Origin of the sequence: Brevundimonas sp. 374, assembly GCF_900102995.1 — a bacterium.
GTDB classification, from domain to species: Bacteria; Pseudomonadota; Alphaproteobacteria; order Caulobacterales; family Caulobacteraceae; genus Brevundimonas; species Brevundimonas vesicularis_C.
This window is the reverse complement of sequence record NZ_FNKT01000006.1, coordinates 106,876-133,850: the sequence shown is the minus strand read 5'-3', so window position 1 is coordinate 133,850 and position 26,975 is coordinate 106,876. Positions and strand designations below refer to the sequence as shown.

The following is a 26,975-nucleotide window of genomic DNA, read 5'->3' as shown; positions in this document are numbered from 1 at the left end:
GTCGCCGGGGTCAGATTGCACAGGCCTTGCGTGCCCGAGACGGCGCGCACGGTGCCGATGTCGCCCGAGCGGTAGCCGCCTTCCAGTTCAACGCGCCAGTTCGGGTTGAAGCGGTAGCCGAGGCGAGCGAACGCCGCCCAGCCGTCGTTCACTTCCCAGTTCCAGTTGGCGCCGGTCGTGGACGATTCAGCGTTGATATCGTCGATCATGTGGTAGCCGGCGTCGATGGCGCCGTACCAACCATTGGGTTCTGCCGACGCAGCACCAGCCGACAGGGCCAGGGCGGCCGCTGCGCTGGAGGCCAGCACGAAAGTCTTCATACGCATAGGGGGGTATCCCTCCGCCTCTGTTATAGTAGGGGGCGGGTCTACCGCCTACGCGGGTCTTACCAGCCTTGCCGTACAAGGTCGAGGCGGAAACGTGACGATGCCGACCAGCAAATCTGAGACCGTGGCCTTGATGATACACGTGAATTTCGGGTTGAGCCACAGAATGGTTAATCACAAGCCCTCGACACGTCACAATCTAGGACCGCGCGGCGGCATAACCTATGCGAGCGTCACGTCTCGTTTTTTGGATCGACCATCTGCATCCCGAGCCAGTCCGCAATCAGCGCCGGCTTGTCGGCCCCGTCGATCTCGACCGTCAGTTCGTGTTTCAGCAACCAGCGTCCGCTGCCCTTGTCGTCGGCCGATAACAGCTTGAAGCGACCGCGAATGCGTGATCCCGCCGGCACCGGCGCCAGGAACCGCAGCTTGTCGAAACCGTAGTTCACGCCCATCACGACGCCATCCAGCGGCGCCACGGCGTCATAGCTCATGGCTGAAGCGAGGCTCAGGGTCAGAAAGCCGTGCGCGATTGTCCCGCCGAATGGCGTGGCCCTGGCCGCTTTCGGATCGACATGGATGAACTGGTGATCTTCGGTGCAATCGGCGAAGGCGTCGATCCGGGCCTGGGTGACGTCGAACCATTTCGACACCCCGACCTCCTCGCCGATCAGTCCCTGTAGCTCACTAACCTTGGTCATCGTACGTTTCCTGAATGCGTTTGAGGCGAGGTTGGCCGACCGTCGCGGGCAAGGGAAGACCCTCAGCCGCCGAAGCGCCCCTCGATGATCTCGGCGTACAGCGTCGGATCGACGTTGCCGCCTGAAAGCACAATGGCCGTCGTCCGTCCTTTCGTCTCGATCTTTCCGGCAAGCAGGGCCGCGAGCGAGACGGCGCCGCCTGGTTCGAGGACGATCTTGAGATGGCGGAACGCGAACCGCATCGCTTCCGCAACCTCGGCATCCGAGACGGTGATCGCCCCCGCCAGCCGTCGATTGATCGGCCAGGTCAGCACGCCCGGCATCGGCGACATCAGAGCGTCGCAGATCGAGGGCGCGCCCTTTGGATGACCGACCCGCTCTCCGGCCGCCAGCGACCGCGCCGTGTCGTCGAAGGCTTCCGGCTCGACCACGAACACCTTCGTCGCGGGACTGCGTTCGGTCATGACCAGATTGATCCCGGCCATCAGCCCGCCGCCGGAGGCACCGCACAGCAACTGGTCGAAGGGCGCATCCGCCTGGTCCAGCATTTCCAGCGCCGCCGTCCCCTGGCCCTCGATGATGAAGGGATCATCAAAGGGCGGAACCAGGATCGACCCGCGCTCGGCGGCGATGGCCGCGCCGATCGCCTCGCGGCTTTCAGTCCAGCGGTCGTAGAAGCGCACCTCGCCGCCGAAGCCGATCACGCCCTCGACTTTCACCCTAGGCGAATCCGACGGCATGACGATGATGGCCGGCGTCCCGACCATGGCGGCGGCAGCGGCCACCCCTTGGGCATGGTTCCCGGACGAGAAGGCGACGACGCCGCGCGCCTTCTCATCGTCGGTCAGTCGGCTGATGCGGTTGTAAGCGCCGCGAAACTTGAAGGCTCCGGCGCGCTGCAGGCTTTCTGCTTTCATCAGAACCCGCCCGCCGACCACCGCGTTCAGAGCCGGGCTTTCGAGCAGGGGCGTGCGGACGGCGACCCCGTCGATCTGGCGGGCAGCGTCGAGGACGCCTTCATAGCTGGGCAGGTGCGTCGTCATATGCTCCCCTTAGCCCAAGACGCAGCCGGGAGAGAACCATGAGCCTGATCCTCGCCATCGACCAGGGCACGACCTCGACCCGCGCCATCGCCTTTGAAGTCGCGCCTCAAGCCGCGCGAAGCGCGGTAGGCGAGGAAAAAGGGGATCTAAGGCCCGCCGCGGTCAGCCAGATCGAGCTGGCCCAGCATTTCCCCAAGTCCGGCTGGGTCGAGCATGACGCGGCCGAAATCTGGACCGCGACGCTCCAGACCTGTCGAGAGGTGGTGCGCAAGGCCGGCGGCGTCGCCCGCTTCAACGCCATCGGCATCACCAATCAGCGGGAAACGGCCGTGATCTGGGACGCGGCGACCGGCGAGCCGCTGCATCGCGCCATCGTCTGGCAGGATCGCCGCACGGCCGACGTCACCGCGCGCCTGACCGCCCAAGGCCACGAGCCGAGGGTCCAGACCATGACCGGCCTGGTCCTTGATCCCTATTTCTCGGCGACCAAGTTCGCCTGGCTGCTGGACGCCGTGCCCGGATCGCGCGAGCGGGCGGCGAAGGGCGAGGTCAAGCTGGGCACGATCGACGCCTGGCTGATCTGGAAACTGACCGGCGGCCGGGTCCACGCCACCGATGCGACCAATGCGTCGCGCACGTCTTTGATGGATCTGAGGACGGTCGAATGGCGCGACGATCTGTGCGCCTTGTTCGACATCCCGCGCGAAGCCCTTCCCGGCATCGTCCCTTGCGTAGGTGTGATCGGCGAGAGCGATCCGGCGCTGTTCGGCCAGCCTCTGCCCATCGCCGGATCGGCGGGCGACCAGCAGGCGGCCCTGGTGGGGCACGGGGCGTTGGAGGCCGGGGACGCCAAGATCACCTATGGCACCGGCGCTTTTCTGGTCGCTAATGTGGGCGCGGAGCCGGTGGCTTCGACACGGCGTCTGTTGGGCACGCTCGGCTATCAGGCCGATGGCCAGTCCGCCTATGCGCTGGAGGGGTCGATTTTCTCGGCCGGCTCGGCGATCCAGTGGCTGAGGGACGGGGTCGGGCTGATCTCGGAGTCGCGTCAGTCGGAGGCGATGGCGCAGACCCTCAAGGACAACGGTGGGGTCTATATGGTCCCGGGCTTCACCGGTCTGGGCGCGCCATGGTGGGAACCGGAAGCGAGGGGGACCATCGTCGGGCTGACACGGGATACCGGTCCGGCCCATTTCGTACGCGCCGCGCTGGAAGCCCTAGCCTATCAGACGCGCGACCTGCTCGACGCCCTGGCCGCCGACGGCGCCCCGCCGCTGAAGACACTGAAGGTGGACGGCGGCGTCACCGCCAACAGTTTCGCCATGCAGTTCGTCGCCGACATCTGCGAGGTCGAGGTGGAGCGTCCGGCCTTCCAGGAGATGACGGCCCTGGGCGCCGCGCGCCTGGCGGCCCTGGGCGTCGGCCTTTTGCCGGACTTGGAGGCGCGCCCGGCCGAGGCGCCCGCCTGCTGGAAACCGCGCATGAAGGCGGACGAGCGCGAGCGTCTGCTTTCCAGCTGGCGTCGCGCGGTGAAGGCCGCCATCATCGCCGCGCCGGACCGGGTGTGAGATCCGGACGGCTCAAGGAAACGACGAGGACCGCCGCATGACCGACGCCGCCCTGCTGGACGCCCAAAGCGCCTTTTCCGGCACGCGCGAGGTCGATCCGCGCTATCGCCTGGACGAGGCGGCGCTGGACGCCTGGATGCGCGCCCACGTCTCGGGATACGCCGGCCCGCTGACGGTGCTACAGTTCAAGGGCGGCCAGTCGAACCCGACCTATGAACTGGTGACGCCCACGCACGCCTATGTGCTGCGTCGCAAACCGCCCGGCGTCCTGCTGCCCAGCGCCCACGCCGTCGATCGCGAGTTTCAGATCATCTCGGCTCTGGCCGCGCAGGGCTTCCCCGTCGCCAAGCCTCATGCCCTATGCCTGGACGAAACCGTCATCGGCTCGATCTTCTATGTGATGGACAAGGTCGAGGGTCGGATCTTCTGGGATTTGAAGCTGCCCGGCCTGACGCCCGTGGAGCGGCGCGCCGTCTATGAAGCCCAGACGGACACGCTGGCCCGGCTGCACGCCTTCGATCCGGCCGCCATCGGCCTGGGCGACTACGGCAAGGCCGGAAACTATTTCGCGCGTCAGGTCGGCCGGTGGACCAAACAGTATCATGCGTCGGAGACCGAGCCGGTTCCGGCAATGGACCGGCTGATCGCCTTCCTGCCCGACAGCCTCCCGGCTGAAGGCCCCAGCCGCATCGTCCACGGCGACTTTCGTCTCGACAACATGATCTTGGCGCCGGATCGAGCAGAGGTTCGCGCCGTGCTGGATTGGGAGCTATCGACCCTGGGCGATCCGATGGCCGACTTCTCCTATCTGCTGATCGCCTGGGCTATTCCGGCTTCGCTGCGCAACGGCCTCGCCGGGGCTGATCTGGAGGCCCTGGGCATCCCGTCCGTGGAGGAGACCGTCGAACGCTACGCCGCCGCGACAGGCATGCGGCCCGCCAACCTCGACTGGCTCTACGCGTACAACCTGTTCCGCCTGGCAGCGATCTGCCAGGGCATCGCCGGCCGCGTCCGCGACGGAACCGCCGCCAGCGCCCACGCCAGAACGATGGCGGCCCAGGTCGGTCCGCTCAGCGACGCGGCGTGGGCCTTTGCGAAGAAGGCCGGCGCCTAGTCCCTGACTGCGGCGCCCAGGATGCGCTTATCCGTCTTGCCTTGCACCAGCACCGCCACGGCCTCGCCGGGGCGGGCGGACGGCAGGGCGTAGAGCATCGGGCGGCCGCGCCATTCGCCCAGGCGCGTCACGCCGCGCACGACGTTCATGTGCCGCACGGCCTGGCCGCGGTTCTCGCCCTGGCGGACCTCGACCACCTGAGGGCCGGGCGTATAGGTCACCGCCACCACCTCGGCGCCGCCGGCCGGCGCGCGGCCGGAGCCGACGCCGACGCCGGCTCCGTTCTCACGGAATTCGATCTCGGGCGGCCAGGCCTGACGCACCGCCTCCTGGCCGATAGCGGTTTCCAGTTCGACGCTGCGGGCGCCTGACACCTGACGTCGGCCGTCGATCACGACCTGGGGCGTCGAGACGCCGCGCTGGCGCAGTGCGGCGCGATAGGCGCGCTGGCGCTGAACGAACTCGGGCCGGGCGAATGTGTCGGTCCAGCCCAGATAATCCCAGTAGTCGACGCCATAGGTCAGGGCGATCACGCCCGGCTGGGCCGCCGCCTTCTCCACCGCCGCATTGGCTTCGATGCAGCCGCCGCAGCCCTGGGCGGTGAACAGTTCGACAACGACCGGCGGGCCGCTGGCCGTCGCATGACGCGGCGCAAGCGGCGGACGCCCCGCCGCCGGCTGGGCCGCCGAGGCGACGGACATGAGGGCGCCCGCCATGACCGTGCCCGCGATGATCCAACCCTTGGTGTTCATGCCGTCGTCTTTAACCCTCGGCCTGTCCCGTCGCGCCTCATAATCGCGTGAGCCAGTCAGGGCTCAAGCAGCGCGAAGCGCGATAGCCCCAAGGCACAAGCCTCAATCCATCAGCTGTTGCGACAGATAGACATAGTGGCGAGCCCAGCGACGGGCGTTGGCGACCGGGTCGGCGTCATTGGAGTGGCCGCCGGCCGTGTCCTCATAGTAGAGGTGGTCATAGCCCATATCGCCCAGGCGCGCGGCGAACTTGCGCGCATGGCCGGGGTGGACGCGGTCGTCGCGTGTGTTGGTGGTCAGATAGACGCGCGGATAGGGCTGGCCCGGACGGAGTTGCTGATAGGCGGAGTATTTCGCGATCCACGCGGCTTCTTCCGGGATGCGCGGGTCGCCGTATTCGCCGATCCACGACGCCCCGGCCGGCAGCTCGTGATAGCGCAGCATGTCCACCAGCGGGCTCTCGATCACCGCCGCATTGAACAGTTCAGGGTGCTGGGTGATCGACACCGAGGTCAGGACCCCGCCGTTCGACCGACCATAGATGCCCAGGCGACGCGGGCTGGTGATTCTGCGCTGTTCCAGATCGCGCGCCACGGCGGCGAAGTCGTCAAAGGCCTTCTGACGATCGCCGTCCAGAGCCGACTGGTGCCAGTCGGGCCCGAACTCGCCACCGCCGCGGATATTGGCTTGGACGAAGACGCCGCCCCGCTCCAGCCACAGCTTGCCCATCTCGGGCTTGTAGGCCGGGTTGAGACTGACTTGGAAACCGCCGTAGCCGAGCATGACGGTCGGGTTCGACCCATCCAGCTTCATGTCGCGCGGGCGGGTGACGAAATAGGGAATCTTGGTCCCGTCGGCGGAAGTGGCCTCGTACTGTTCGGTCACGTCGCGCGACGCGTCGAACTTGGCCGGCGCCGACTTCAGCGGGGTCAGGGTCGCGGCGTCCGCATCGGCCAAGCTTAAGGTCGGTGGAACGAGGAAGCCCTGGGTCGAAACGAACACTTCGCCGCGTGCTTTGGACGAGTCGCCCAGACCGACGGCGAGGTTGTCGGGGACGGTGATGTCAGTCGCGCCCCAGAACGAATACTGTCCCTCAGTCCCCGTCCGCTGAAAGCGAACCAGACGTCCCGCAACATTATCCGAAATGGCGGCGATGAGGGTGTTGTCGAGAACCGCCACACTCTGGAGAGATTGACGGGGATTTGGAACGAAAATCCCGACTGGATCGCGTCCGTCCGTCATCGGCGCCGGTGGAACGTTTGTGGGCGACGGAGCAGCGGATAATGCTCTTAAACCGACGATCAGAAGCGCTCCTGGCTTGTAGTCATGTGCGAGCCAACGCCACTGCTCGTCGTTCGAGAATACAAGCTGATCGCCAACTACGCCGAAGACGCTGACGCGGGCTGGCAGATTGAGCTTCGTCGCCTTGCCGTCGTGACCGAGGCTCCACGTCTCCGACCGGAAGGTGTCCAGCGGGCGGGTGATGATGACGGCGGTCACCTTGCCGTCCTTGTCGCGATAAACGGCGGGGCTGACGCCGTAGCCGCCGTCGCCCTGTTCGCCGCGATAGACCTCGGTCGCCTGGGCCAGGGTCTGGCCGCGCTTCAGCGTCTTGACGATGAAGGGATAGCCGGACTCGGTCATGGTTCCGGCGCCGAAGTCGGTGGCGACCAGCAGGGTCTCGCGGTCCAGCCATTCGATGCGGTGCTTGCCCTCGGGCAGACTGAACCCCGCATCGACAAACCGTTTGGTGGTCAGGTCGAACTCGCGCACGACCACCGCATCCTTTCCGCCGTCGGACAGATTGATCAGGCAGCGGGTGTCGTCCGGCGCCAGGCAATCGGCGCCCTTGAACACCCAGTCCTTGCCCTCGGCCTTGGACAGAGCGTCGATGTCCAGCAGCGTCTCCCATTGCGGCGTTGCGGTCCGGTAGCTGGCCAGCGTCGTGCGACGCCAGACGCCCTTGGGATTGGTCGCGTCCTGCCAAAAGTTGCCGATGCCGTCGCCCAGGAAGGACGGGCTGGGGATGCGATCGGTCGCCGTCAGGATCGCCTGGGCCTCGGCGCGGAAGGTTTCGTAGCGCGGGTCGCCGGTTAGGACGGCGAGAGACTTGCGGTTCTCCTCAGCGACAAAGGCCATCGCCTCTGCCCCGTCCACCTGCTCCAGCGCCAAATGATCGTCCGCCGCCGCGACGCCCGCCGGGGTCAGGTCGCGGGGGAAGTGAGGCGGAGGGCTGTCGTTGGTCGAGACCACGACTTCGTCAACACCTCTGGCGACCGGCGTACTCGCGCAGGCGGCCACCAGAAGGGCCGGGATGGCGGCTGACAGGATCAGGTGACGCATGGCTTGAACTCCGCAAATCTGATCCTCCCCCGCGTCGCGGGGGAGGGGGACCGCCATCAGGCGGTGGAGGGGGACCGCCGTCAGGCGGTGGAGGGGGCGGAACCAGACACGGTGCGCGGGGTCGCCCCCTCCACCACTTCGTGGTCCCCCTCCCCCATTTCGCTGCGCGTCATGGGGGAGGATCGAAGAAGACCTATTCCTGCGCCGGCGTGTCCATCAGGCGGCGCGACAGATAGGTGTATTCCAGCGCCAGGCGACGCGCGGTTTCACGCAGGTTCGCCCCCGCCGCGTGGCCGCCGTCGACGTTTTCGTAGAACAGGACCGGATAGCCCAGCTCCTCAAGCCGCGCCGCCGCCTTGCGGGCATGGCCCGGATGGACGCGGTCGTCCTTGGTCGAGGTATGGATAAAGACCTCGGGATAGGGCTGGCCCGCACGCAGATTCTGATACGGCGAATATTGCTGAATCCAGGCGCGCTGCTCGGGGATGTCCGGGTTGCCGTATTCGCCGATCCAGGAGGCGCCGGCCAGCAGCTTGTGGAAGCGCAGCATGTCGAACAGGGGTACCTGGATGACGGCGGCGTTGATCAGGTCCGGCCGCTGGGTCAGCATTGCGCCCATGAACAGCCCGCCCTGCGAGCCGCCCATGATGCCCAGCTTTGGCTGGCTGGTGATGTCGCGGGCGATCAGGTCCAGGGCCACGGCCTGGAAGTCCTCGTGCGCGCGCTGGCGGTTCTGTTGCAGGGCCGCCTCGTGCCAGCGAGGTCCGAACTCGCCGCCGCCGCGCGTATTGGCGATGACGTAAACGCCGCCCCGCTCCAGCCACAGCTTGCCGACCGTCGCCGAATAGCCCGGCAGCAGCGAGCTTTCGAACCCGCCGTAGCCGTACAGAAGCGTGGGGTTGGACCCATCCAGCGGCATGTCCGCCTTGTGCACCACGAAATAGGGGATTATCGTCCCGTCGGCCGAGCGGGCCTCGTGCTGATCGACCGTCATGCCGGCGGCGTCGAATTTGGCCGGCATCGACTTGACCTGATCGACCGCGCCGGTCGCCGCATCGGCCAGCCACAGGCTGGACGGGTTCAGATAGCCGGTGACGCTGACGAAGACCTTGTCATCCTTCTCCGAGGCGGAGCCGACGCCGACAGAGACGTTCTGGGGCAGGTCCAGCGTCGTGTGGGCCCACTCGCCCTGACCGGGGGTATAGACCCGCACCGAGCCGCGCACATTGTCGTACAAGGCCACGACCAGCCTATTGCGCGTGACGTTGACGCCCTCGATGGCCTGACGCTCGCTCGGACGCAGCACCAGCTGAGCCGGGGTCGACTGATCGGCGAGCCAGGCCTCCAGCGGCCAGGCGACCAGGTCGCCGGTCTTGAAATCTTGACCCGACGGCGCGGTCCAGTCCTGTTTCAGCGACACCAGAAGCTGGCCTTGGACCAGGCCGGTGATGTCGGACTTGGCCGGCAGCTGAAGCTGGGTCAGGACGCCGTCGTCACCCAGGCGCCAGGTCTCGGACGAATAGAAATCCACCGAACGGTTGATCAGCGTCGCCTTCACCACCCCGTCGGCGTCACGCAGCGTATAGCCGGACACCGAAACGTCGGTCGGCTGGCCGGTGAACAGGGTCTCGGCCTCGTCGGGCGTCTGGCCGCGCTTCATCCGCTTGACCACCATCGGATAGCCCGAGTTGGTCAGGGTGCCGGGACCGAAATCGCGCGAGATGAGCAGGGTGTCCTTGTCGATCCAGGATGCGCCGCCCTTGGATTCCGGCAGGGTGATGCCGCCGTCGACGAACTTGCGCTCGACCGTGTCGAACTCGCGCAGGGTTACCGCGTCCTTGCCGCCGTTCGACAGGCTGATCAGGCAGTAGCGCTCTTCGGGCTGCAGGCAGGTCGAGCCCTTGTAGACCCAGTTCTGGCCCTCGGCCGCCGCCAGGGCGTCGATGTCGAGGATGTTCTGCCACTCGGGCGTGGCGGTGCGATAGCTGTCCAGCGTCGTGCGACGCCACAGCCCGCGCACATGCTGGGCGTCCTGCCAGAAGTTGTCGATATGGCCGTCGTGGGTGAAGCCAGGCGACGGGATGCGGTCCTGGGCCTGGACGATCTCCAGCGCCTGCTGATGCAGGGTTTCGTAGCGGGGATCGCCTTGCAGGACGGCGAAGGTGCGTTCGTTGTGGGCCTTCACCCACTCCATCGCCCGCTCGCCCTCGACCTCTTCGAGCCACAGATAGGGGTCGGTCGCATCGCTCGTCGCGAAACCGCCAGATGCGGGGGCGGGTGAGGAGGCTGGGGTCTGGGCCATGGATACCGAGGTCAGGCTGGTGGAGGCGAGAAGCGTCGCAAGCGCGACGGCGGAAGCACGGATCATGGACAGGTCCCCGAAAACGAAGCCGGCACCTTAACGACGCCTTCCCGTGCGGCAAGCCGTGCGACCTTACCGTTTTGTCACACCGGCGGGACGCGCCGCCTCAACCCTTGTCGGGAATGCAGAGCAGCTTGCCGCACGCCTTGCAGTGGACCGCGTCGGGGTCGTGATTCTGCAGGCCGCAGCGGTCGCACGGAAAGTGCACCTTGTGCGGTCGGATCAGGGCCTGGGCGAGGCGCAGGAACAGGGTGATGCCGACAAGCATGACGGCGATGGACAACAACCGCCCCCACGGCCCCGGCAGGGTGACGTCGCCAAATCCGGTCGTCGTCAGGGTGGCCACTGTGAAATACAGCGCATCCACATAGCCGGCGATGCCGTCATGCCCCCTGAAGGTCGCATAGACGAAGCCGGTTGCCACGAAGACGAAGGTGATCAGATTGGCCAGGGCGCGGGCGATCCCTTCAACCCGCGTATCGTCGAACCGCGCCCCCACGGTGCGCCAGAAGAAGTCCGAGTTCAGCAGGGTCCACAGCCGCAACATCCGCAGGAAGCCGAGATTGAACAGCCAGGCCGGAAACAGCAGGGTCGCCAGCACGAACAGGTCGACCCAGACGATCGGCCGCTTCAGCCAGTCCTTGATGTTCGCGTAGGCATAGGCCCTCGCGGCCAGGTCCAGGGCCAGGATGGCGGCGATGAAATAGTCTAGCGCATAGAAGGCCCAGCCCATGTTCTTCAGGATGGGCGCCGCAAGGAAAAAGCCGATGATCGCCAGGTCGATCACGATGACGGTCAAGCGGAACCGCACCGCCGCCGGTTGGCTGCCATGATACAGGTACCGCAGCCGGGCGCGCAGTCGCAGGCCGTTGTCCTTGGGGTCGGTTTCGGTCTGGGACACGCTGGTTTCCGCGACGCTGGGTTGGGCCTATATGGCCTGCATGACCCGTCCTTTCGTCAAGATGAACGGCGCCGGCAATGACTTCGTCGTCGTCAATGCGCTGGAACAGCCGTTCGCTCCCAGCGAGGACCAGATTCGTGCGCTGGGCGACCGCCAGACTGGCGAAGGCTTCGACCAGCTGATCGCCATCGAACCGTCAGACACGGCCGACGCCTTCATGCGGGTGTGGAACGCCGATGGATCGATGGTCGAGACCTGCGGCAACGCCCTGCGCTGCGTCGGCTGGCTGTTGATGCAGGCCAACGCCTCTGACCGCGTGGTGATCGACACGGCGGGCGGCCCGACCACCGCCACCCGCGCCGGCGACCACCGCGTGACCGTGGACATGGGCAAGCCTCGCCTGGACTGGACCCAGGTGCCGCTGGCCGAAGAGATGGACACGCGCGGGATCGAGCTTCAGGTCGGGCCGATCGACGCGCCGATCCTGCATACGCCCGGCGCCGTCTCCATGGGCAATCCGCACGTAGTCTTCTTCACCGACCGCCAGGACGACGGCTTCGTCACGGGATCCGGCTCGCTGGTCGAGCATCACCCGCTGTTCCCGCAAGGGGTCAATGTCGGATTCGCCAATGTGCTTGACCGGGATCACATCCGCCTGCGGGTCTGGGAGCGGGGCGCCGGCCTGACCAAGGCCTGCGGCACCGGCGCCTGCGCCGCCCTGGTCGCCACCGCGCGGCGCGGCCTGACCGAACGCAAGGCGACGGTCGTCGTCGATGGCGGCGAACTGGTCATCGACTGGGATGTGGAGACCGATCACGTCCTGATGACCGGGCCGGTCGAGATCGAACGGACGGGCGTGCTGTCGATCTGACAGCGTTGACGCTGACGCGAAGGTAAGGCTCCAGGCCGATTGCGCAGGCTTCCTCCGCGTCAAGGGTTGGCGCGGCCCGTCCCAGCCTCTAGGACACGAACGGTTACAGCCACGCCGACGCCCTGGACGACCGATGCCCGATCAGACCGAAAAGCAAACCTTCTCCGACGACGAAGCGCTGGACTTCCACCGCATCCCGACGCCGGGCAAGATTTCCATGGCGCCGACCAAGCCGATGGCGACCCAGCGCGATCTGTCGTTGGCCTATTCCCCAGGCGTGGCCGTGCCGGTCCTGGCCATCGCCGCCGATGCGGACAAGGCCTACGACTACACCTCCAAGGGCAACCTGGTCGCCGTCATCTCGAACGGCACCGCGATCCTGGGCTTGGGCAACCTGGGTCACATGGCTTCCAAGCCGGTCATGGAGGGCAAGTCGGTCCTGTTCAAACGGTTCGCCGACGTCGACAGCTTCGACGTCGAGGTGAAGACCACCGACCCGGACGAGTTCATCACCGTCGTCAAGAACATCGGCGACACCTGGGGCGGCATCAATCTGGAGGACATCAAGTCCCCCGAATGCTTCGTCATCGAAAGCGAGCTTCAGGACCTGCTGGATATCCCCGTCTTCCATGACGACCAGCACGGCACCGCCATCATCTCGACCGCCGGCCTGATCAATGCGGTCCATATCGCCGGCAAGAAGCTGAACGAGATCAAGGTCGTGCTGGCCGGCGCCGGGGCGGCGGGCCTGTCCTCCATCGCCCTGATGAAGGCCGCGGGCGTCAAGGCCGAGAACACCGTGATCTGCGACCGCGACGGGGTCGTCTACAAGGGTCGCGACCACGGCATGGACCAGTGGAAGGCCGCCCACGCGACGGATACGCCCCTGCGGACCCTGGCCGAGGCCATGGTCGGCGCCGACGTGGTGCTGGGCCTGTCCGCCAAGGGCGCGATCACCAAGGAGATGGTCGCATCGATGGCGCCCAATCCGATCATCTTCGCCATGGCCAACCCCGACCCCGAGATCACGCCCGAGGACGTCAAGTCGGTGCGTTCGGACGCCATCATCGCCACGGGCCGCTCGGACTATGTGAACCAGGTCAACAACGTCCTGGCCTTCCCCTATCTGTTCCGGGGCGCGCTGGACGTGCGCGCGCGCCGCGTGAACCACGAGATGAAGATCGCCTGCGCCCAGGCCCTGGCAGCCCTGGCGCGCGAAGACGTGCCGGACGAGGTCGCCGCCGCCTATCGAGGACGCAAGCTGAAGTTCGGCCCGGACTACATCATCCCGACGCCCTTCGATCCGCGCCTGATCTGGTACATCCCGCCCTTCATCGCCCAGGCGGCGATGGACACCGGCGTGGCCCGCGTCCAGATCGAGGACATGGACGCCTATCGTCACGCGCTGCGTTCGCGCGTCGATCCGTCCGCCGCCCTGATGCAGAAGATCAGCTCGGCCGTGCGCGGCGGGCCGAACAAGCGCGTCGTCTTCGCCGAGGGCGAAGAACCCGCCGTCATCCGCGCCGCCTGGGGCTTCAAACAGGCCGATCTGGGCACGCCGATCCTGGTCGGCCGCGAGGATCTGATCCGTCAGAACGCGGCAGAGGCCGGTCTGAACTTCGACGAGCTGGGCATCGAGATCACCAACGCCCGCGTCTCCGACCACAATGTCGAGGACACCGACTGGCTTTACGAAAAGCTGCAGCGCCGGGGCTATCTGCGCCGCGACGTCCAGCGGATGATCAATCAGGACCGCAACTATTTCGCCGCCACCCTGGTCGCCAAAGGGCGGGCCGACGCCATGGTCGCGGGCGTGACACGCAACTTCAACATGGCGCTGAAGGAGGTCCAGCGCGTGCTGGACGTGGACGACACCCTGATCGGCCTGTCGATCCTGCTGGCCAAGGGCCGCACCCTGTTCGTCGCCGACACCACCATACACGAGCTGCCGAACGCCGAGGAGTTGGCCGACATCGCTATCAAGGCCGCCGATACGGTCAGGAAGCTGGGTCGCAATCCGCGCGTGGCCTTCCTGTCCTATTCCACCTTCGGAAACCCGCCCGGCGACCGCGCCGAGAAGGTGCGCGAGGCGATCCGCATCCTGGACAAGAAGGGCGTCGATTTCGAATACGAGGGCGAAATGCCGCCGGAAGTCGCGCTGGATCCCAAGGGGCATTCGGCCTACGCCTTCAACCGCCTGACCAAGCCGGCCAACGTCCTAGTCATGCCCGCCATCCATTCCGCCGCCATCTCGACCAAGCTGGTTCAGGCCCTGGGCGGCGCGACCGTGATCGGACCGTTGCTGGTCGGTCTGGAGAAGCCGGTGCAGATCGTCAGCTTGGGCGCCTCGGTCAGCGAGATCATCACCGCCGCCACCTTCGCCGCCTATGACGCCGGTCCCGCCTTCCAGGGCTCGGGCCTGACCTCGGCGCCGCGCCCCCCCGCGGCCGTGGTCGAGCGTTGAGCGAACCTTCGCCCTTTCCACCCGCCGCCCCGCCGCCCCGGCGGGTGGAGCCGGGCCTCTATCTGGTCGCCACCCCGATCGGGAATCTGCGCGACATGACGCTGAGGGCGCTGGACGTGCTGGCCGCCGCCGATCTGGTGCTGGCCGAGGACACCCGCGTCACCGCCAAACTGCTGAGCGCCTATGGACTGAAGGCCAGGCTGGAACGCTGCGACGACCATGCGTCCGGCCGCGCCGCCGAACAGGCGATCGAACGGCTGCGTGAGGGTCAGGTGGTGGCCCTGGTTTCGGATGCGGGCACGCCTCTGGTCAGCGACCCCGGCTTCGTCGTCGCCCGCGCGGTGATCGCCGAGGGCCTGCCCGTCCATCCGATCCCCGGCGCCTCAAGTCTGTTGGCCGCCCTCTGCATCGCCGGCTTGCCGGCCGACCGGGTGCTGTTCGCCGGCTTCCTGCCGCCCAAGACGGCAGGCCGCACCGCCGCGCTGGAAGGCTTGAAGAGCCAGCGCCAGACGCTGGTCTTCTTCGAAAGCGGGCCGCGCCTGAAGGACAGTTTGACCGACATGGCCGCCGTGCTGGGTCCGCGCCCCACCGCCGTCGCCCGCGAGCTGACCAAACTCTATGAAGAGTGCGTGCGCGGGACGCTGAACGACTTGGCCGTCGATCCTCGCCTGGACAGTCCCAAGGGCGAGATCGTCGTGGTGGTCGGCCCCGGCGAAGAAATCCAGGCGACCGAAGCCGACGCGGACGCCGCCCTGATCGACGCGCTCCGGACCCTGTCCACCGGCGACGCTGCCTCCGAGGTGGCCAAGGCCCTGGGGCTGAACCGAAAGATCCTGTATCGCCGGGCGCTGGAGCTGAAGGGCAAGTGAAGCGCCTGTCTCGTCCCGCGCCGGTCCGTCGCCCCAAGGCGGCGTGGCGTCGGGCGAAGGGCGGGGCGGCGTTCAAGTCCGGTCATGCCGCCGAATGGATCGCGGCCTTCTGGCTGATCCTGCGCGGCTATCGCGTTCTCGGCTTCCGTCTGAAGAGCCGGGCCGGCGAGATCGATCTGCTGGTCTGTCGCGGTCGGGTGTTGGCGGTCGTCGAGGTCAAACGCCGCGCGACGATGGAGGCGGCCCTCCTGGCGCTGAAGCCGGTCCAATACGATCGACTGATCGCGGCGGGCGAGGCGATCCGGCGCAATCGGCCAGGCCTGCAACGTCTGGAATTGAGAATTGATATGGTGGCGCTGGCTCCTTGGCGCGTTCCACGTCATCTTCGCGGCGTCGAAAGGCGCTGACGAGGGGATCGCATGACGCGCGAGGAGGCCGAGGCCGTCCTGACCGCCGCCGGTCAGGCCGAAGACGACGCCTTCCCCCTGCTGGAGGCGGCGATCGCCTGCGCCATCCATGACCATCCGTTGCGTGATCCCGAGCCTGTACGCGCGCTGGCCCGCAACGCCTGCGAGCGGCTGAAGGAGCGGATCGGCGGCGAAGGCCCTGACGAGGCCCTGGCCGAAACCCTGTGCGCCGACCTGCGGCTGAACGGCGACCTGATCCATTACGACCATCCCGACAACACCGACATCATCGCGGTCGCCGAGCGGCGGCGCGGCCTGTCCGCCGTCCTGGCGGTCTTCTATCTGCACGCGGCGCGCGCGGCCGGCATCACGGCGGCCGGCGTCGATTTTCCCGGCCATTTCATGGTTCGCGTCGAGACGCCCGAAGGTCCCGTCGCCTTGGATCCATTCAGCCAGGGGCGGCTGATCCTGCCCAGCGAACTGACCCGGCGCGCGCTTCGCGCCGGTCTGATGCCGCACGTCGCGGATCGGCTGGATCTTCTGATGGCGCCAGTCACGGATCGTCAGTCGCTGATCCGGCTGCAGAACGTGCTGTTCAGCCGCGCCATTCGCGGTCGGGATTATGAGGGCGCCGAGCGGTCGGCCCTGCGTCGCGCCCTGCTGGATCCCGAGGACCACCGACCGTGGCTCGACGTGGCCTCGGCGCGCGAGAAACAGGGCGCGCTTGCCGGCTCGCTGCAAGCCTTGGCGCGCGCTCAGGGTCTGGACGGCGTCGAGGAGGCGCGGCGGTTCACGACCTTCGAACGCGTGCGGATGCAGTTGAACTAGACGACAGCCTCGCCGCGCAACAGCCGGGGCAAGTCGCCTGTCGCGCCGCCCGCCTCCTGCATGAAGGCGCGGCGCAGAGGGCCGATGCGGTTGACCGCCGCCATGCCCAAATCGCGCGCCAGACGCACCGGCGCGATGTCGTTGGAGAACAGACGCACGAAGGCGTCGAAGCCCGCCGCTAGGGCCGCATTGTCAAACCGGCGCCAGCGGGCGTAACGCTCCAGAACGGTTTCCGACCCGATGTCTTCGCCCAGACGCGCGGCCTCGGCCAAAACCTCGGCCAGAGCCGCCGCATCCTTCAGCCCCATGTTCAGACCCTGGCCCGCAACGGGGTGAACGCCGTGCGCCGCATCCCCGATCAGGGCGATGCGCGGCGCGATCAGTTTCTCGGCCAGGCTCAGCGACAGCGGATAGACGAAGCGTGGGCCCTCGACCGTCGCCCCATCAAGAAACTCACCGAACCGCCGCATCAGATGGGCGTGGAAGGCGTCGTCCGAGGCGTCGCGCAACGCCTCGCCCCGCCGCGTCGTCTCGGTCCAGACCAGGCTGGCGCGCTGATCGGTCAGGGGCAGGATGGCGAAGGGGCCGCTTGGCAGGAAATATTCGTGCGCGACATTGCCGTGGTCGCGACCCAACCGCACCGTGGCCACGACCCCGCTCTGGCCATAGCCCCAACCGACGGTTTCGATTCCGGCGGCGCGACGCACGGTCGAGCCTCGCCCCTCGGCGCCGACAACCAGGGGCGCGATCAGGGTCGATCCATCGGCCAGGGTCACGGTCGCCTTGCCCGCATCGGTCGCGACGCTGGCGACGGTCGCCGGCGCCCGCACCGCGATCCCGGCCTGCGTCACCGCCTCGGCCAAGGCCGCGCGGATGCGGCGGTTCTCGACCATATAGCCCAGCGGTTCGCCCCCGGTACGCCCGCCGATTTCGTCGGCGTCGAAGCGCAGGAAGGCGGGCGAGGCGGACCGGCTGGCCGCGCCCGGCCGACGCCCATCCGTCACCAGAATATGGTCCATCCGACAGGCGTGGGGACGAAGGCTTTCGCCCAGCCCCAGCGCGTCCAACATGCGGAAGGTCGAAAAGGCCACGGCGGTCGAACGCCCGTCGAAGGTCGGCGCCGACTGGGCGTCGAACGGCTGCGGATCGACCATGACGACCTTCAACTGCGCTTGCGCCGCCGCCAGGGCGAAGGCCGCCCCGGTCAGCCCCGCGCCGGCGATGACGATGTCGTAGCGTTCAGTATCAGACATGGAAGGTTTGTCGCGCCGTCGCGGCCAAAGGTCCAGAGGACGGTTTGTCCATCGCCAAGGCCAAGCTGGTAAACAGCCCCTTAACCCTGTGGGTGCGACAAAGGCGGCTGAACGTCAGCCGCAGGAAGGTTCGATCCTTCATGTCCACCGCCCTCGTCATCGGCCGCCAGGCCTGGATCAGCGCCCGCATCCTGTGGGACGCGCCCTTCGTGGTGCGGTTCAGGGGCGTCTTGCAGGCCCTGCTGGCGACCCTGCTGCTGGTCGCCCTAGTGTCGTGGAATCCGGCGGACGCCAGTCTGAACGCCGCCTCCAGCCTGCCGACGACCAACTGGCTGGGGGCGAACGGCGCCCTGTTCGCCGACCTGTTCATGCAATCGCTGGGTCTAGCAGCCTGGCCCGCCGCCCTGCTGCTGGTCGCCTTCGGCCTGGCGCGCGCGGTCGGCGATGCGATCCAGCAAAGGCTCAAGCCCACGCCGTTGAAAGCCCTGGCCGCGACTGGCGGGGTGCTACTGCTATCTGGCGCGCTCGCCGCCCTGGCCGCGCCCGCCGCCTGGCCGCTCGCCGCCGGTCTGGGCGGTCTGTGGGGCGATGCGGTGACGGGGCTGGCGGCGCGCGGTCTCGGCGCCCTGCATATCCCCGGCGGCCGCATAATCGCGGGCCTCGTCTTCCTGGTCGCCGGGCTGTGGCTGGTCGGTTTCGCCATTGGCCTGCGTGCCATGGATTTCCTGGACGCCCTGCACTGGGGCAAGTCGCTGCGCGCACCCGCGCCGCCTCAGCCGAAGCCCCAGGCCGCCCGCGAAAAGGCGCCCGCCAAGGCCCGAGCGCCCCGCGCCGCCCCACCGGAAGAGGCGCCGCTGGCCCCGACCTATGCAGAAGAGCCGCCTCAGACCGCCTATGACGACCTGCCGCCTTGGGAGGACGACGCCGTCCAGCCCGCGCCCCGCCCCTCGGCCGCCCGCCCGGTCGAGCCGCGCGTCGCCGCGGTCAAGGCGCCCAAGGCCCGCAAGGACGACGTGGACCAGCAGGCCTTCGACTTCGTGCGGCCGGAAGGCGATTTCGACCTGCCGCCGCTCGGCATCCTGACCAAGCCGGCCCAGCGCGTCGGATCGGTGGACGAGGACTCCCTGAAACAGAACGCCAAGATGCTGGAGGGCGTGCTGCAGGAGTTCGGCGTGCGCGGCGTGATCGACCAGATCCGCCCCGGCCCTGTCGTGACGCTGTACGAATTGGTGCCTGCGCCGGGCGTGAAGCACGGCCGCGTGGTCGCCCTGGCCGACGATATCGCCCGGTCGATGTCCGCCCGCGCCTGTCGTATCTCCGTGGTCCAGGGCCGCAACGCCATAGGCATCGAACTGCCCAACGCCAAGCGCGAGACCGTCTATCTGCGCGACCTTCTGGCCAGCGCCGAATACGACAAGAAGGGGCATCTGCTGCCCTTGGCCCTGGGTGAGACCATCGGCGGAGAACCCTATGTCGCCGACTTGGCGCGGATGCCTCACCTCTTGATCGCGGGCACCACGGGCTCGGGCAAGTCGGTCGGGGTCAACGCCATGATCCTGTCGATCCTGTATCGCCACAGCCCGGCCGAGTGCCGCTTCATCATGATCGACCCCAAGATGCTGGAGCTGTCGGTCTATGACGGTATCCCGCACCTGCTGGCGCCCGTCGTGACCGATCCGAAGAAGGCCGTCGTCGCCCTGAAGTGGACGGTGCGCGAAATGGAGGATCGCTATCGCCGCATGTCCAAGCTGGGGGTGCGCAACATCGCCAGCTACAACGAGCGCGCCCGAGAGGCCCAGACCAAGGGCGAGCATTTCGAACGCACGGTCCAGACGGGCTTCGACGACCAAGGCCGCCCGGTCTATGAGTCCGAGAAGATCCGCCCCGAACCCCTGCCCTTCCTGGTCGTCGTCATGGACGAGATGGCCGACCTGATGTTGGTCGCCGGAAAGGACGTCGAGGGCGCGGTTCAGCGTCTGGCCCAGATGGCCCGCGCCGCCGGCATCCACCTGATCATGGCCACCCAGCGCCCGTCGGTGGACGTCATCACCGGCACCATCAAGGCCAACTTCCCGACCCGCATCTCCTTCCAGGTCACGTCCAAAATCGACAGCCGCACCATCCTGGGCGAGCAGGGCGGCGAACAGCTGCTGGGCCAGGGCGACATGCTCTATATGGCCGGCGGCGGCCGGATCACCCGCCTGCACGGCCCGTTCGTCGACGACAAGGAAGTCGAGGACGTCTGCAAACACCTGAAGGCCCAGGCCGAGCCCGACTATCTGGATTTGATCACTGACGAGCCGGACGGCGACGGCGACAACGGCTATGACGAAGGTGGCGGCGGAGGCTCGGGCGACGACCTGTACGATCGCGCCGTCGCCGTGGTCACCCGCGACCGCAAGGCCTCGACCAGCTACGTCCAGCGTCGGCTCCAGATCGGCTACAACCGCGCCGCCTCCCTGATCGAGCGGATGGAGCAGGAAGGCGTGGTCAGCCCCGCCAACCACGCGGGCAAGCGCGACGTCCTGGCCGGCCCGCCGCCGATGGTGTGACGAAAATCGAGGAACGGCTGCGGCTCGGAGCCGTTGTCTGACCCGCTATCGCGTCCAAGCTTCAGCATTTCGATGAACAGGGCTTCATCGCAGCGCCGGAATATGGTCAGGCTCGCGTCATTCCGACGCCAAGCCGACCGGGCAAGACGGCAGGATCGACAACCATCCCGAACGGGAGACGAACTTCATGACCTCGCGCGCCAAGACAGTGGCTATGGCCACCCCCGACCTGCACCGCCGCAGCCTACTGCTGGGCGCCGGCCTGACGACCGGCCTGATCGCGCTGGGCGCCTTCGACGCCGCCCACGCCCAGTCCAACCTGCCGGCTGAGGATCGCGCCGTGGTGCAGCAGGCGCAGGGCTATCTGCAGGCCCTGACCTCGGCGCAAGGCACCTTCACCGAAACGGGTCCGAACGGCCAGACGCGTCAGGGCCGCTTCTATCTGCAGCGTCCGGGCAAGATGCGTTTCGAATACACCAACCCGGCCGGTCTGCTGGTGGTGTCGGACGGCTATAACGTCAAACGCTACGACCCGCGTCTGAACAGCTTCCAGCAGGTGCCGTTGGGTCGCACCCCCCTGTCGACCTTCCTGGCGCGCAACGTGCGCCTTGACCAGGGCGTCCGCATCGAGCGCGTGACCCGGATGGCCTCGGGCGCCTTCGCCATCACGGCGCGGGATTCCAACCGCCCGAATGACGGTCAGGTCGTGCTGGCCTTCGCCGGCAATCCGATGCGTCTGCAAGAGTGGACCATCACCGATCCGCAGGGCGCCCGCACCCGGACCCAGCTGACCTCGCTGCAACCGGCGTCCGGCCTGTCGGCGCGCCTGTTCCAGCTCAGCGACCCGACCCGCCGGCCCGGCCGCAACTAAGGGCGTTCTGGGGGCGGGTGACCATTCCTCAACCCCTGTTTCGCTAGACTGGCCGCATGAGCGCGACCGCCCCGCCATCCGGCGTCCCATCGCTGAAATGGATCGCGGCGGTCGGCGCGGGCGGCTTTGCTCTGTTCATGCTCGGCGCACTGGTGGTCGAACCGGCTCTGAACCGCTTGATCACGCCGACCGACGCCTCCGCCAGACCTCGCGCGTCCGGACAGGTCGAGGTCGGGGAAGTCGTGCTGTCCGGACGCTACGTCGCGGCCAAGTCCGACATGGCGCTCGACGCGGACGGCGGCGCGCTGAGCACGACCACGGCCGGCCGCCTGACCTCGGCGCCGCATCGGCTGGTTCAGGCGGATCAGCCGGCCAGCGTCTCCAGAAGTTTCACCGACGCCATGGCCGTGCCGCCGATGGCCCAGATCGAGGTGCGGCGCGTCACGGCTGACGACGACACGCGGCTGTGCGCCGGTCATCCCGTCGGATGGCTGGCCCTGGCCGTGCGGCGCGACGGCTTCGTCCTGATGCCGGTGCGACAGGGACCGCCTCCGGGCGCCCTGCTGTCGGACGACCGCCTGTGCGCCGTGCTGGACCTCAGCCGATGATGCGAGCGCTGGTGCTGGCGGCGCTGGTCGGGCTGGTGGCGGCGCTTCTGACCTGGACCCGGCCGGGCGCGACGGGTGGGACGGCGACAGACCCTGTCGTCATTCAGGTGCTCGACAACGGCTTTCACACCGATATCGCCGTACCGCGCGCCGCGCTGGAACGTCGCGGCGGTCCTCTGGCCCGTGCGGTCCAAGCCTTGGCGCCCGGCGACTGGATCCTGATCGGCTGGGGCGATGCGAAATTCTACGTCGATCAGCGGCCGATTTCGGATCGCTTGCCCGACGGGGCGCGCGCCTTTCTGCATCCCGGCAATCGATCGGTGCTGATGCTGGCCCCTCGAGCCGAGGATCCGCGCCTGGCCTATGGCGAAGACAGCGCCGCCCTGACCCTGAGCCGCGCCCGCTTCGAGCGTCTGGCCGCGCGGGTCGAGGCCTCGCTTGATCTGTCGAACGGCCGGCCGCACATCGCAGCCCTGCGTCCCGGCGACGACGCGCGCTTTTTCGCCAGCCGCGAGACCTTCTCCATACTGCACCTGTGCAATCACTGGACGGCCAGTGTCCTGAACGCCGGCGGCGTGGCGATCCGTCCAGTTCCGGCCATCACCTCGGGCGAGGTGATGCGCTCGGTTCGGGCCGCCGAACGGGCGCGAAAACTGGACAGACCCCCGCTGCGGGACTAGACCGCCCGACTTTCGCCTATCCGGCCGGGTCCGATCCCCAGCGGGCGAACAAGAAGGAGAGGCCGATGGCCCACAAGCAACACACCCGCAACGCCTCCGGTCCCGCCGGACCCAGCCAGCGCCAGCTGCGCGCCGGCGAGCTGATCCGTCACGCCCTGGTCGACATCCTGCGCGAGGAGGATATCCGCGACGAGGCCCTGGCCGGAGTGTCCATCACCGTGACCGAAGTGCGCCTGTCGCCGGACCTGAAACACGCCACCTGTTTCGTCGAGCCTCTGGGCGCCGGGGTCGAGGCCGCGCCGACCAATGGCCATGAGAGCGAAATCATCAAGGCGCTGAACGTCCACGCCAAATTCGTGCGCGGTCAGCTGGGCCGCCGCCTGGACATGAAGTTCACGCCCGACCTGAAGTTCCGCCACGACGAAAGTTTCGACGCCGCCAGCCACATCGACCGCCTGTTCGACGACCCCCGCGTCCGCGCCGACCTGGAGCGCCGCGACGACGAGGACGATCAGTGATCCTCCGGCGTCAAGTAGCGCGAAGCGCGGTAGGCCAAGCATAATGGGCCGCAAGAAGAAGGGCGACATCGTCGACGGCTGGGTTTGCCTGGACAAGCCGTTCGAGATGGGATCGACCGAGGCCGTCAGCCGCATCCGTCGCCTGTTCAACGCCCAGAAGGCCGGTCACGCCGGAACGCTCGACCCGCTGGCCAGCGGCATCCTGCCCATCGCGCTCGGCGAGGCGACCAAGACCGTGCCGATGATGATGGAGGCGCAGAAGGTCTATCGCTTCACCATCAACTGGGGCGTCTCGACCGACAGCGTGGACCGCGAGGGCGAGATCATCGGCCGCTCCGACGTGCGCCCGACCGTCGATCAGGTGAAGGTCACCCTGCCGGCCTTCGTCGGCGAGATCGACCAGACGCCGCCGCGCTTTTCCGCAATCAAGGTGGACGGCGCCCGCGCCTATGACCTGGCCCGCGACGGGGTGGAGTTCGAGCTTCAGGCCCGCCGGGTGACGATCCACTCGGCCGAGGTGACGGATGCGCCCGACGCCGACCACGTGGAACTGACCATCCGCACCGGCAAGGGCGTCTATGTCCGCTCGCTGGCCCGCGATCTGGCCGCCGCCCTCGGCGCCGAGGGTCATGTCAGCGCCCTGAGACGCGAGCGCGTGGGGCCGTTCAGCACGCAAAACGCCGTCACTCTGGATTCTCTGGAGGAAATGGTGCATAGGGGCGCCGCCTCGGAAGGCTTGCTTGCCGTCGCGACCGCTCTGGACGACATCCCGGAACTGGCCGTGAATGAACAGGACGCCTTCTCGCTTCGGCAGGGACGCCCGATCGTTCTGCTCCCCCGTCAGGTGGAAACCCTCAAGGATCGTCTCACCGGCGGTTCGCGCACGGTTTCAGCCTTTCAGGGCCAGACCCTCGTCGCCCTCTGTCAGTTGCGGGCCGGCCGGCTAGAACCCGACCGCGTTTTCAACCTCTAGGCCCGCGCCATCCGGCAAGGGCCGAGACCCCACGGCCTCAAGTAGCGCGAAGCGCGATAGGCCAAGAAAGGACTCTACGATGTCGGTTACTGCTGAACGCAAGCACGAGATCATCGCCGATAACGCCCGCTCCGCTGGCGACACCGGCTCGGCCGAGGTTCAGGTCGCGATCCTGTCGGAACGCATCGCCAACCTCACCGAACACTTCAAGACCCACAAGAAGGACAACCACTCGCGTCGTGGCCTTCTGAAGATGGTGTCGCAACGTCGCCGCCTGCTCGACCACCTGAACAAGGTCGACGCCGGTCGCTACCAGGCGCTCATCTCCAAACTGGGCCTGCGCCGCTAAGGCGTCGGAACAGTGTAGAATACGCTTTCGAGGCGCGGGCGGTCACGTCCGCGCCTCGTTGTGCAACTAAGCGCTTCCAGGCCAAGTGGCTGCCGGTTGGCCGCCCGGGAAGCGTGACTACAAAAATACGACCTGTGCGCCGCAGGACTTACCGGCGCAGCTGCGAGGGCCATGACGGTCCTCTCCCGGTCGTCGCGATGGCGCGGCGGCCTCTGGATCGAAGGACTGAACGCCGACGCATCCGCCCCATGATGGGACCCCGCACGGAATACGCCGTCCGGGATACGAAAGACGAAATATGTTCGACATCAAACGCAAGACGATCGACTGGGCCGGCCGCCCGCTGACCTTGGAAACGGGCCGCATCGCCCGCCAGGCCGACGGCGCCGTGCTGGCGACCTACGGCGAGACCGTGGTTCTGGCCACCGTCGTCTATGGCCGCGCGCCCAAGCCCGGCCTGGATTTCTTCCCCCTGACCGTCAACTATCAGGAAAAGACCTTCGCCGCCGGCAAGATCCCGGGCGGCTACTTCAAGCGTGAAGGCCGTCCGTCCGAGAAGGAAACCCTGGTTTCCCGCCTGATCGACCGTCCGATCCGCCCGCTGTTCGTCAAGGGCTTCAAGAACGAGACCCAGGTCGTCGTGACCGTGCTGCAGCACGACATGGAAAACGATCCCGACGTTCTGGGCATGGTCGCCGCCTCGGCCGCCCTGACCATCTCGGGCGTGCCCTTCATGGGCCCCATCGGCGCCGCGCGCGTCGGCCTGATCGACGGCGAGCTGGTGCTGAACCCCGCCATCGACCTGATCCCGTCCTCGGACCTCGACCTGGTGGTCGCCGGCACGCAAGACGCCCTGATGATGGTCGAATCCGAAGCCAAGGAGCTGTCGGAAGAGAAGATGCTCGAGGCCCTGATGTTCGCGCATGCGGGCATGCAGCCGGTGATCGACGCCATCATCGAACTGGCTGAACACGCCGCCAAGGAGCCCTTCGACTTCCAGGCCGAAGACCACTCCGACGTTGTCGCCTCGATCAAGTCTCTGGTCGGCGAAGACATCAAGAGCGCCTACACCCACGCCGGCAAATACGAGCGCCGTTCGGGCGTCGACGCCGCCAAGAAGGCCGCCGCCGCCAAGCTGGTGAAGACCGACGAGAACCCCGACGGCGTCGACGGTTCCAAGTTCTCGGCCGCCTTCAAGGAGTGCGAAGCCGAAGTCCTGCGTCGCGACATCATCGAGAACGCGCACCGCGTCGACGGCCGCGCCCTCGACAAGGTCCGTGCCATCGTGTCGGAAGTCGGCGTCCTGCCGCGCACCCACGGTTCGGCCCTGTTCACGCGTGGGGAAACCCAGGCCCTGGTCGTCGCCACCCTCGGCACCGGCGAGGACGAGCAGTACATCGACAGCCTGCAGGGCACCTACAAAGAGAACTTCCTGCTGCACTACAACTTCCCTCCCTATTCGGTGGGTGAAGCGGGCCGCATGGGTTCGCCCGGCCGTCGCGAAATCGGTCACGGCAAGCTGGCCTGGCGCGCGATCCGTCCGATGCTGCCGACCAAGGAAGACTTCCCCTACACCATCCGTCTGGTCTCCGAGATCACCGAGTCAAACGGCTCGTCCTCGATGGCCACGGTCTGCGGTTCGTCGCTGGCCCTGATGGACGCCGGCGTGCCGCTGGTTCGTCCGGTCTCGGGCATCGCCATGGGCCTGATCCTGGAGCCGTCGGGCGAGTTCGCCATCCTGTCGGACATCCTGGGTGACGAAGACCACCTGGGCGACATGGACTTCAAGGTCGCCGGCACGTCGGAAGGCATCACCAGCCTTCAAATGGACATCAAGGTCGCCGGCATCACCAAGGAGATCATGAAGCAGGCCCTGACGCAGGCTTCGGCCGGTCGCCTGCACATCCTGGACGAGATGTCCAAGGCCATGGATGCGCCGCGCGCCGAACTGGGTGAACACGCGCCCAAGATCGAAACGATCAAGATCCCCGTCGACAAGATCCGTGAAGTCATCGGTTCGGGCGGCAAGGTCATCCGCGAGATCGTCGAGAAGACCGGCGCCAAGATCGACATCGGCGATGACGGCACCATCAAGGTCGCCGCCAACGACCAGGAGAAGATCGACGCCGCCAAGGCCTGGATCCAGTCCATCGCCTCGGAGCCGGAAGTCGGCACCATCTACTCCGGCAAGGTCGTCAAGGTCGTCGATTTCGGCGCCTTCGTGAACTTCTTCGGCGCCAAGGACGGCCTGGTCCACGTGTCCCAGATCGCGCTGGAACGCGTCGCCAATCCGGCCGACGTCCTGTCGGAAGGCCAAGAGGTCAAGGTCAAGTTCCTGGGCTTCGACGATCGCGGCAAGACCAAGCTGTCGATGAAGGTCGTCGATCAGGCCACCGGTGAAGACCTGACGGCCAAGATCAACGCCGAGCGCGCCGAGCGCGGCGAAGAGCCCCTGTCGGAAGACACCGGCGGTCGTCCGAAACGTGACGGCGGTGATCGCGGCGGCGATCGCGGACGTCGTCGTCGCGACTAAGCGACCTCGCATCCAAGACTGATGAGGCCCGGCGGAGCAATCCGCCGGGCCTTTTTCTTTGGGGCGGCGCACAGACTGTCCGCGATTTC

23 protein-coding genes are annotated in these 26,975 nt (G+C 67.3%); 15 read left to right on the top strand and 8 right to left on the bottom strand.

The annotated features are described in order from the left end of the window. The 3 genes from BLR19_RS13530 to BLR19_RS13520 all read right to left on the bottom strand — a co-directional run. The coding region (locus tag BLR19_RS13530; RefSeq protein ID WP_255366672.1) for an outer membrane beta-barrel protein at positions 1-326 on the bottom strand (326 nt) is incomplete at its 3' end. Between the two features lie 233 nt (positions 327-559). Continuing rightward, complete coding sequence (locus tag BLR19_RS13525; RefSeq protein WP_091752087.1) at positions 560-1,027, bottom strand: MaoC family dehydratase; 468 nt, start codon at positions 1,025-1,027, stop codon at positions 560-562. Between the two features lie 62 nt (positions 1,028-1,089). Then, positions 1,090-2,070: a threonine ammonia-lyase gene (locus BLR19_RS13520; protein ID WP_091752084.1), complete on the bottom strand. Its 981-nt coding sequence runs from the start codon at positions 2,068-2,070 to the stop codon at positions 1,090-1,092. Positions 2,071-2,108: 38 nt separating this feature from the next. On the opposite strand from BLR19_RS13520, the gene glpK reads away from it, so the two are divergent. Beyond that, complete coding sequence (glpK, locus tag BLR19_RS13515; protein ID WP_091752080.1) at positions 2,109-3,638, top strand: glycerol kinase GlpK; 1,530 nt, start codon at positions 2,109-2,111, stop codon at positions 3,636-3,638. 37 nt (positions 3,639-3,675) lie between these two features. After that, positions 3,676-4,752 carry a phosphotransferase gene (locus tag BLR19_RS13510; RefSeq protein WP_091752077.1) on the top strand — a complete coding sequence of 359 codons (1,077 nt, stop codon included), beginning with the start codon at positions 3,676-3,678 and terminating at the stop codon, positions 4,750-4,752. Here the strand turns inward: BLR19_RS13510 and BLR19_RS13505 are convergent. The 4 genes from BLR19_RS13505 to BLR19_RS13490 form a co-directional block, all read right to left on the bottom strand. Next, positions 4,749-5,504 carry a DUF1223 domain-containing protein gene (locus BLR19_RS13505; protein ID WP_091752074.1) on the bottom strand — a complete coding sequence of 252 codons (756 nt, stop codon included), beginning with the start codon at positions 5,502-5,504 and terminating at the stop codon, positions 4,749-4,751. The genes BLR19_RS13510 and BLR19_RS13505 overlap by 4 nt on opposite strands. A gap of 102 nt (positions 5,505-5,606) precedes the next feature. Continuing rightward, positions 5,607-7,847, bottom strand: coding sequence for a prolyl oligopeptidase family serine peptidase (locus BLR19_RS13500; protein ID WP_091752070.1), 2,241 nt, complete (start codon positions 7,845-7,847; stop codon positions 5,607-5,609). A 193-nt stretch (positions 7,848-8,040) separates the two neighbouring features. Further along, positions 8,041-10,215, bottom strand: a complete 2,175-nt coding sequence (locus BLR19_RS13495) for a prolyl oligopeptidase family serine peptidase (RefSeq protein WP_091752067.1) — start codon at positions 10,213-10,215, stop codon at positions 8,041-8,043. A 100-nt stretch (positions 10,216-10,315) separates the two neighbouring features. After that, the gene (locus tag BLR19_RS13490) at positions 10,316-11,110 is read right to left on the bottom strand and encodes a potassium channel family protein (protein ID WP_091752064.1); all 795 of its coding nucleotides are present in this window, start codon (positions 11,108-11,110) and stop codon (positions 10,316-10,318) included. Between the two features lie 40 nt (positions 11,111-11,150). On the opposite strand from BLR19_RS13490, the gene dapF reads away from it, so the two are divergent. The 5 genes from dapF to BLR19_RS13465 all read left to right on the top strand — a co-directional run bounded on the left by dapF (position 11,151) and on the right by BLR19_RS13465 (position 16,549). Beyond that, positions 11,151-11,981: a diaminopimelate epimerase gene (dapF, locus tag BLR19_RS13485; protein WP_176758357.1), complete on the top strand. Its 831-nt coding sequence runs from the start codon at positions 11,151-11,153 to the stop codon at positions 11,979-11,981. A 133-nt stretch (positions 11,982-12,114) separates the two neighbouring features. Beyond that, positions 12,115-14,445, top strand: a complete 2,331-nt coding sequence (locus tag BLR19_RS13480) for an NADP-dependent malic enzyme (RefSeq protein ID WP_091752062.1) — start codon at positions 12,115-12,117, stop codon at positions 14,443-14,445. After that, positions 14,442-15,314, top strand: a complete 873-nt coding sequence (rsmI, locus tag BLR19_RS13475; protein ID WP_176758356.1) for a 16S rRNA (cytidine(1402)-2'-O)-methyltransferase — start codon at positions 14,442-14,444, stop codon at positions 15,312-15,314. The genes BLR19_RS13480 and rsmI overlap by 4 nt, the downstream gene beginning before the upstream one ends. Before the next feature lie 5 nt (positions 15,315-15,319). Next, on the top strand, positions 15,320-15,721 hold the full coding sequence (locus BLR19_RS13470) for a YraN family protein (RefSeq protein WP_218119430.1): 402 nt from the start codon (positions 15,320-15,322) through the stop codon (positions 15,719-15,721). A gap of 12 nt (positions 15,722-15,733) precedes the next feature. Then, a complete protein-coding gene (locus tag BLR19_RS13465) occupies positions 15,734-16,549 on the top strand; it encodes a SirB1 family protein (protein ID WP_039246771.1) in 816 nt (271 codons plus the stop codon). Here BLR19_RS13465 and BLR19_RS13460 read toward each other — a convergent pair. Continuing rightward, on the bottom strand, positions 16,546-17,802 hold the full coding sequence (locus BLR19_RS13460; protein ID WP_091752053.1) for a UbiH/UbiF/VisC/COQ6 family ubiquinone biosynthesis hydroxylase: 1,257 nt from the start codon (positions 17,800-17,802) through the stop codon (positions 16,546-16,548). The genes BLR19_RS13465 and BLR19_RS13460 overlap by 4 nt on opposite strands. A gap of 140 nt (positions 17,803-17,942) precedes the next feature. Between BLR19_RS13460 and BLR19_RS13455 the strand changes: the two genes are divergently transcribed. The 8 genes from BLR19_RS13455 (at position 17,943) to pnp (ending at position 26,886) form a co-directional block, all read left to right on the top strand. Next, positions 17,943-20,354 carry an FtsK/SpoIIIE family DNA translocase gene (locus BLR19_RS13455; RefSeq protein WP_091752050.1) on the top strand — a complete coding sequence of 804 codons (2,412 nt, stop codon included), beginning with the start codon at positions 17,943-17,945 and terminating at the stop codon, positions 20,352-20,354. A 187-nt stretch (positions 20,355-20,541) separates the two neighbouring features. Then, positions 20,542-21,225 (top strand): LolA family protein, encoded by a 684-nt coding sequence (locus tag BLR19_RS13450; RefSeq protein WP_091752048.1) that lies wholly within the window; start codon positions 20,542-20,544, stop codon positions 21,223-21,225. 56 nt (positions 21,226-21,281) lie between these two features. Further along, positions 21,282-21,833, top strand: coding sequence for a hypothetical protein (locus tag BLR19_RS13445; RefSeq protein ID WP_091752046.1), 552 nt, complete (start codon positions 21,282-21,284; stop codon positions 21,831-21,833). Then, positions 21,830-22,513, top strand: coding sequence for a DUF2459 domain-containing protein (locus BLR19_RS13440; protein WP_091752044.1), 684 nt, complete (start codon positions 21,830-21,832; stop codon positions 22,511-22,513). The genes BLR19_RS13445 and BLR19_RS13440 overlap by 4 nt, the downstream gene beginning before the upstream one ends. A gap of 65 nt (positions 22,514-22,578) precedes the next feature. Then, positions 22,579-23,031 (top strand): 30S ribosome-binding factor RbfA, encoded by a 453-nt coding sequence (gene rbfA / locus BLR19_RS13435; RefSeq protein WP_091752041.1) that lies wholly within the window; start codon positions 22,579-22,581, stop codon positions 23,029-23,031. A 43-nt stretch (positions 23,032-23,074) separates the two neighbouring features. After that, positions 23,075-24,004 carry a tRNA pseudouridine(55) synthase TruB gene (gene truB / locus BLR19_RS13430; RefSeq protein ID WP_091752038.1) on the top strand — a complete coding sequence of 310 codons (930 nt, stop codon included), beginning with the start codon at positions 23,075-23,077 and terminating at the stop codon, positions 24,002-24,004. A 79-nt stretch (positions 24,005-24,083) separates the two neighbouring features. Further along, entirely contained in the window at positions 24,084-24,353 is a 270-nt protein-coding gene (rpsO, locus tag BLR19_RS13425; protein WP_017506665.1) for a 30S ribosomal protein S15, read from the top strand. A 298-nt stretch (positions 24,354-24,651) separates the two neighbouring features. Next, positions 24,652-26,886 carry a polyribonucleotide nucleotidyltransferase gene (gene pnp, locus BLR19_RS13420; RefSeq protein ID WP_091752034.1) on the top strand — a complete coding sequence of 745 codons (2,235 nt, stop codon included), beginning with the start codon at positions 24,652-24,654 and terminating at the stop codon, positions 26,884-26,886. Positions 26,887-26,975 lie beyond the last annotated feature (89 nt).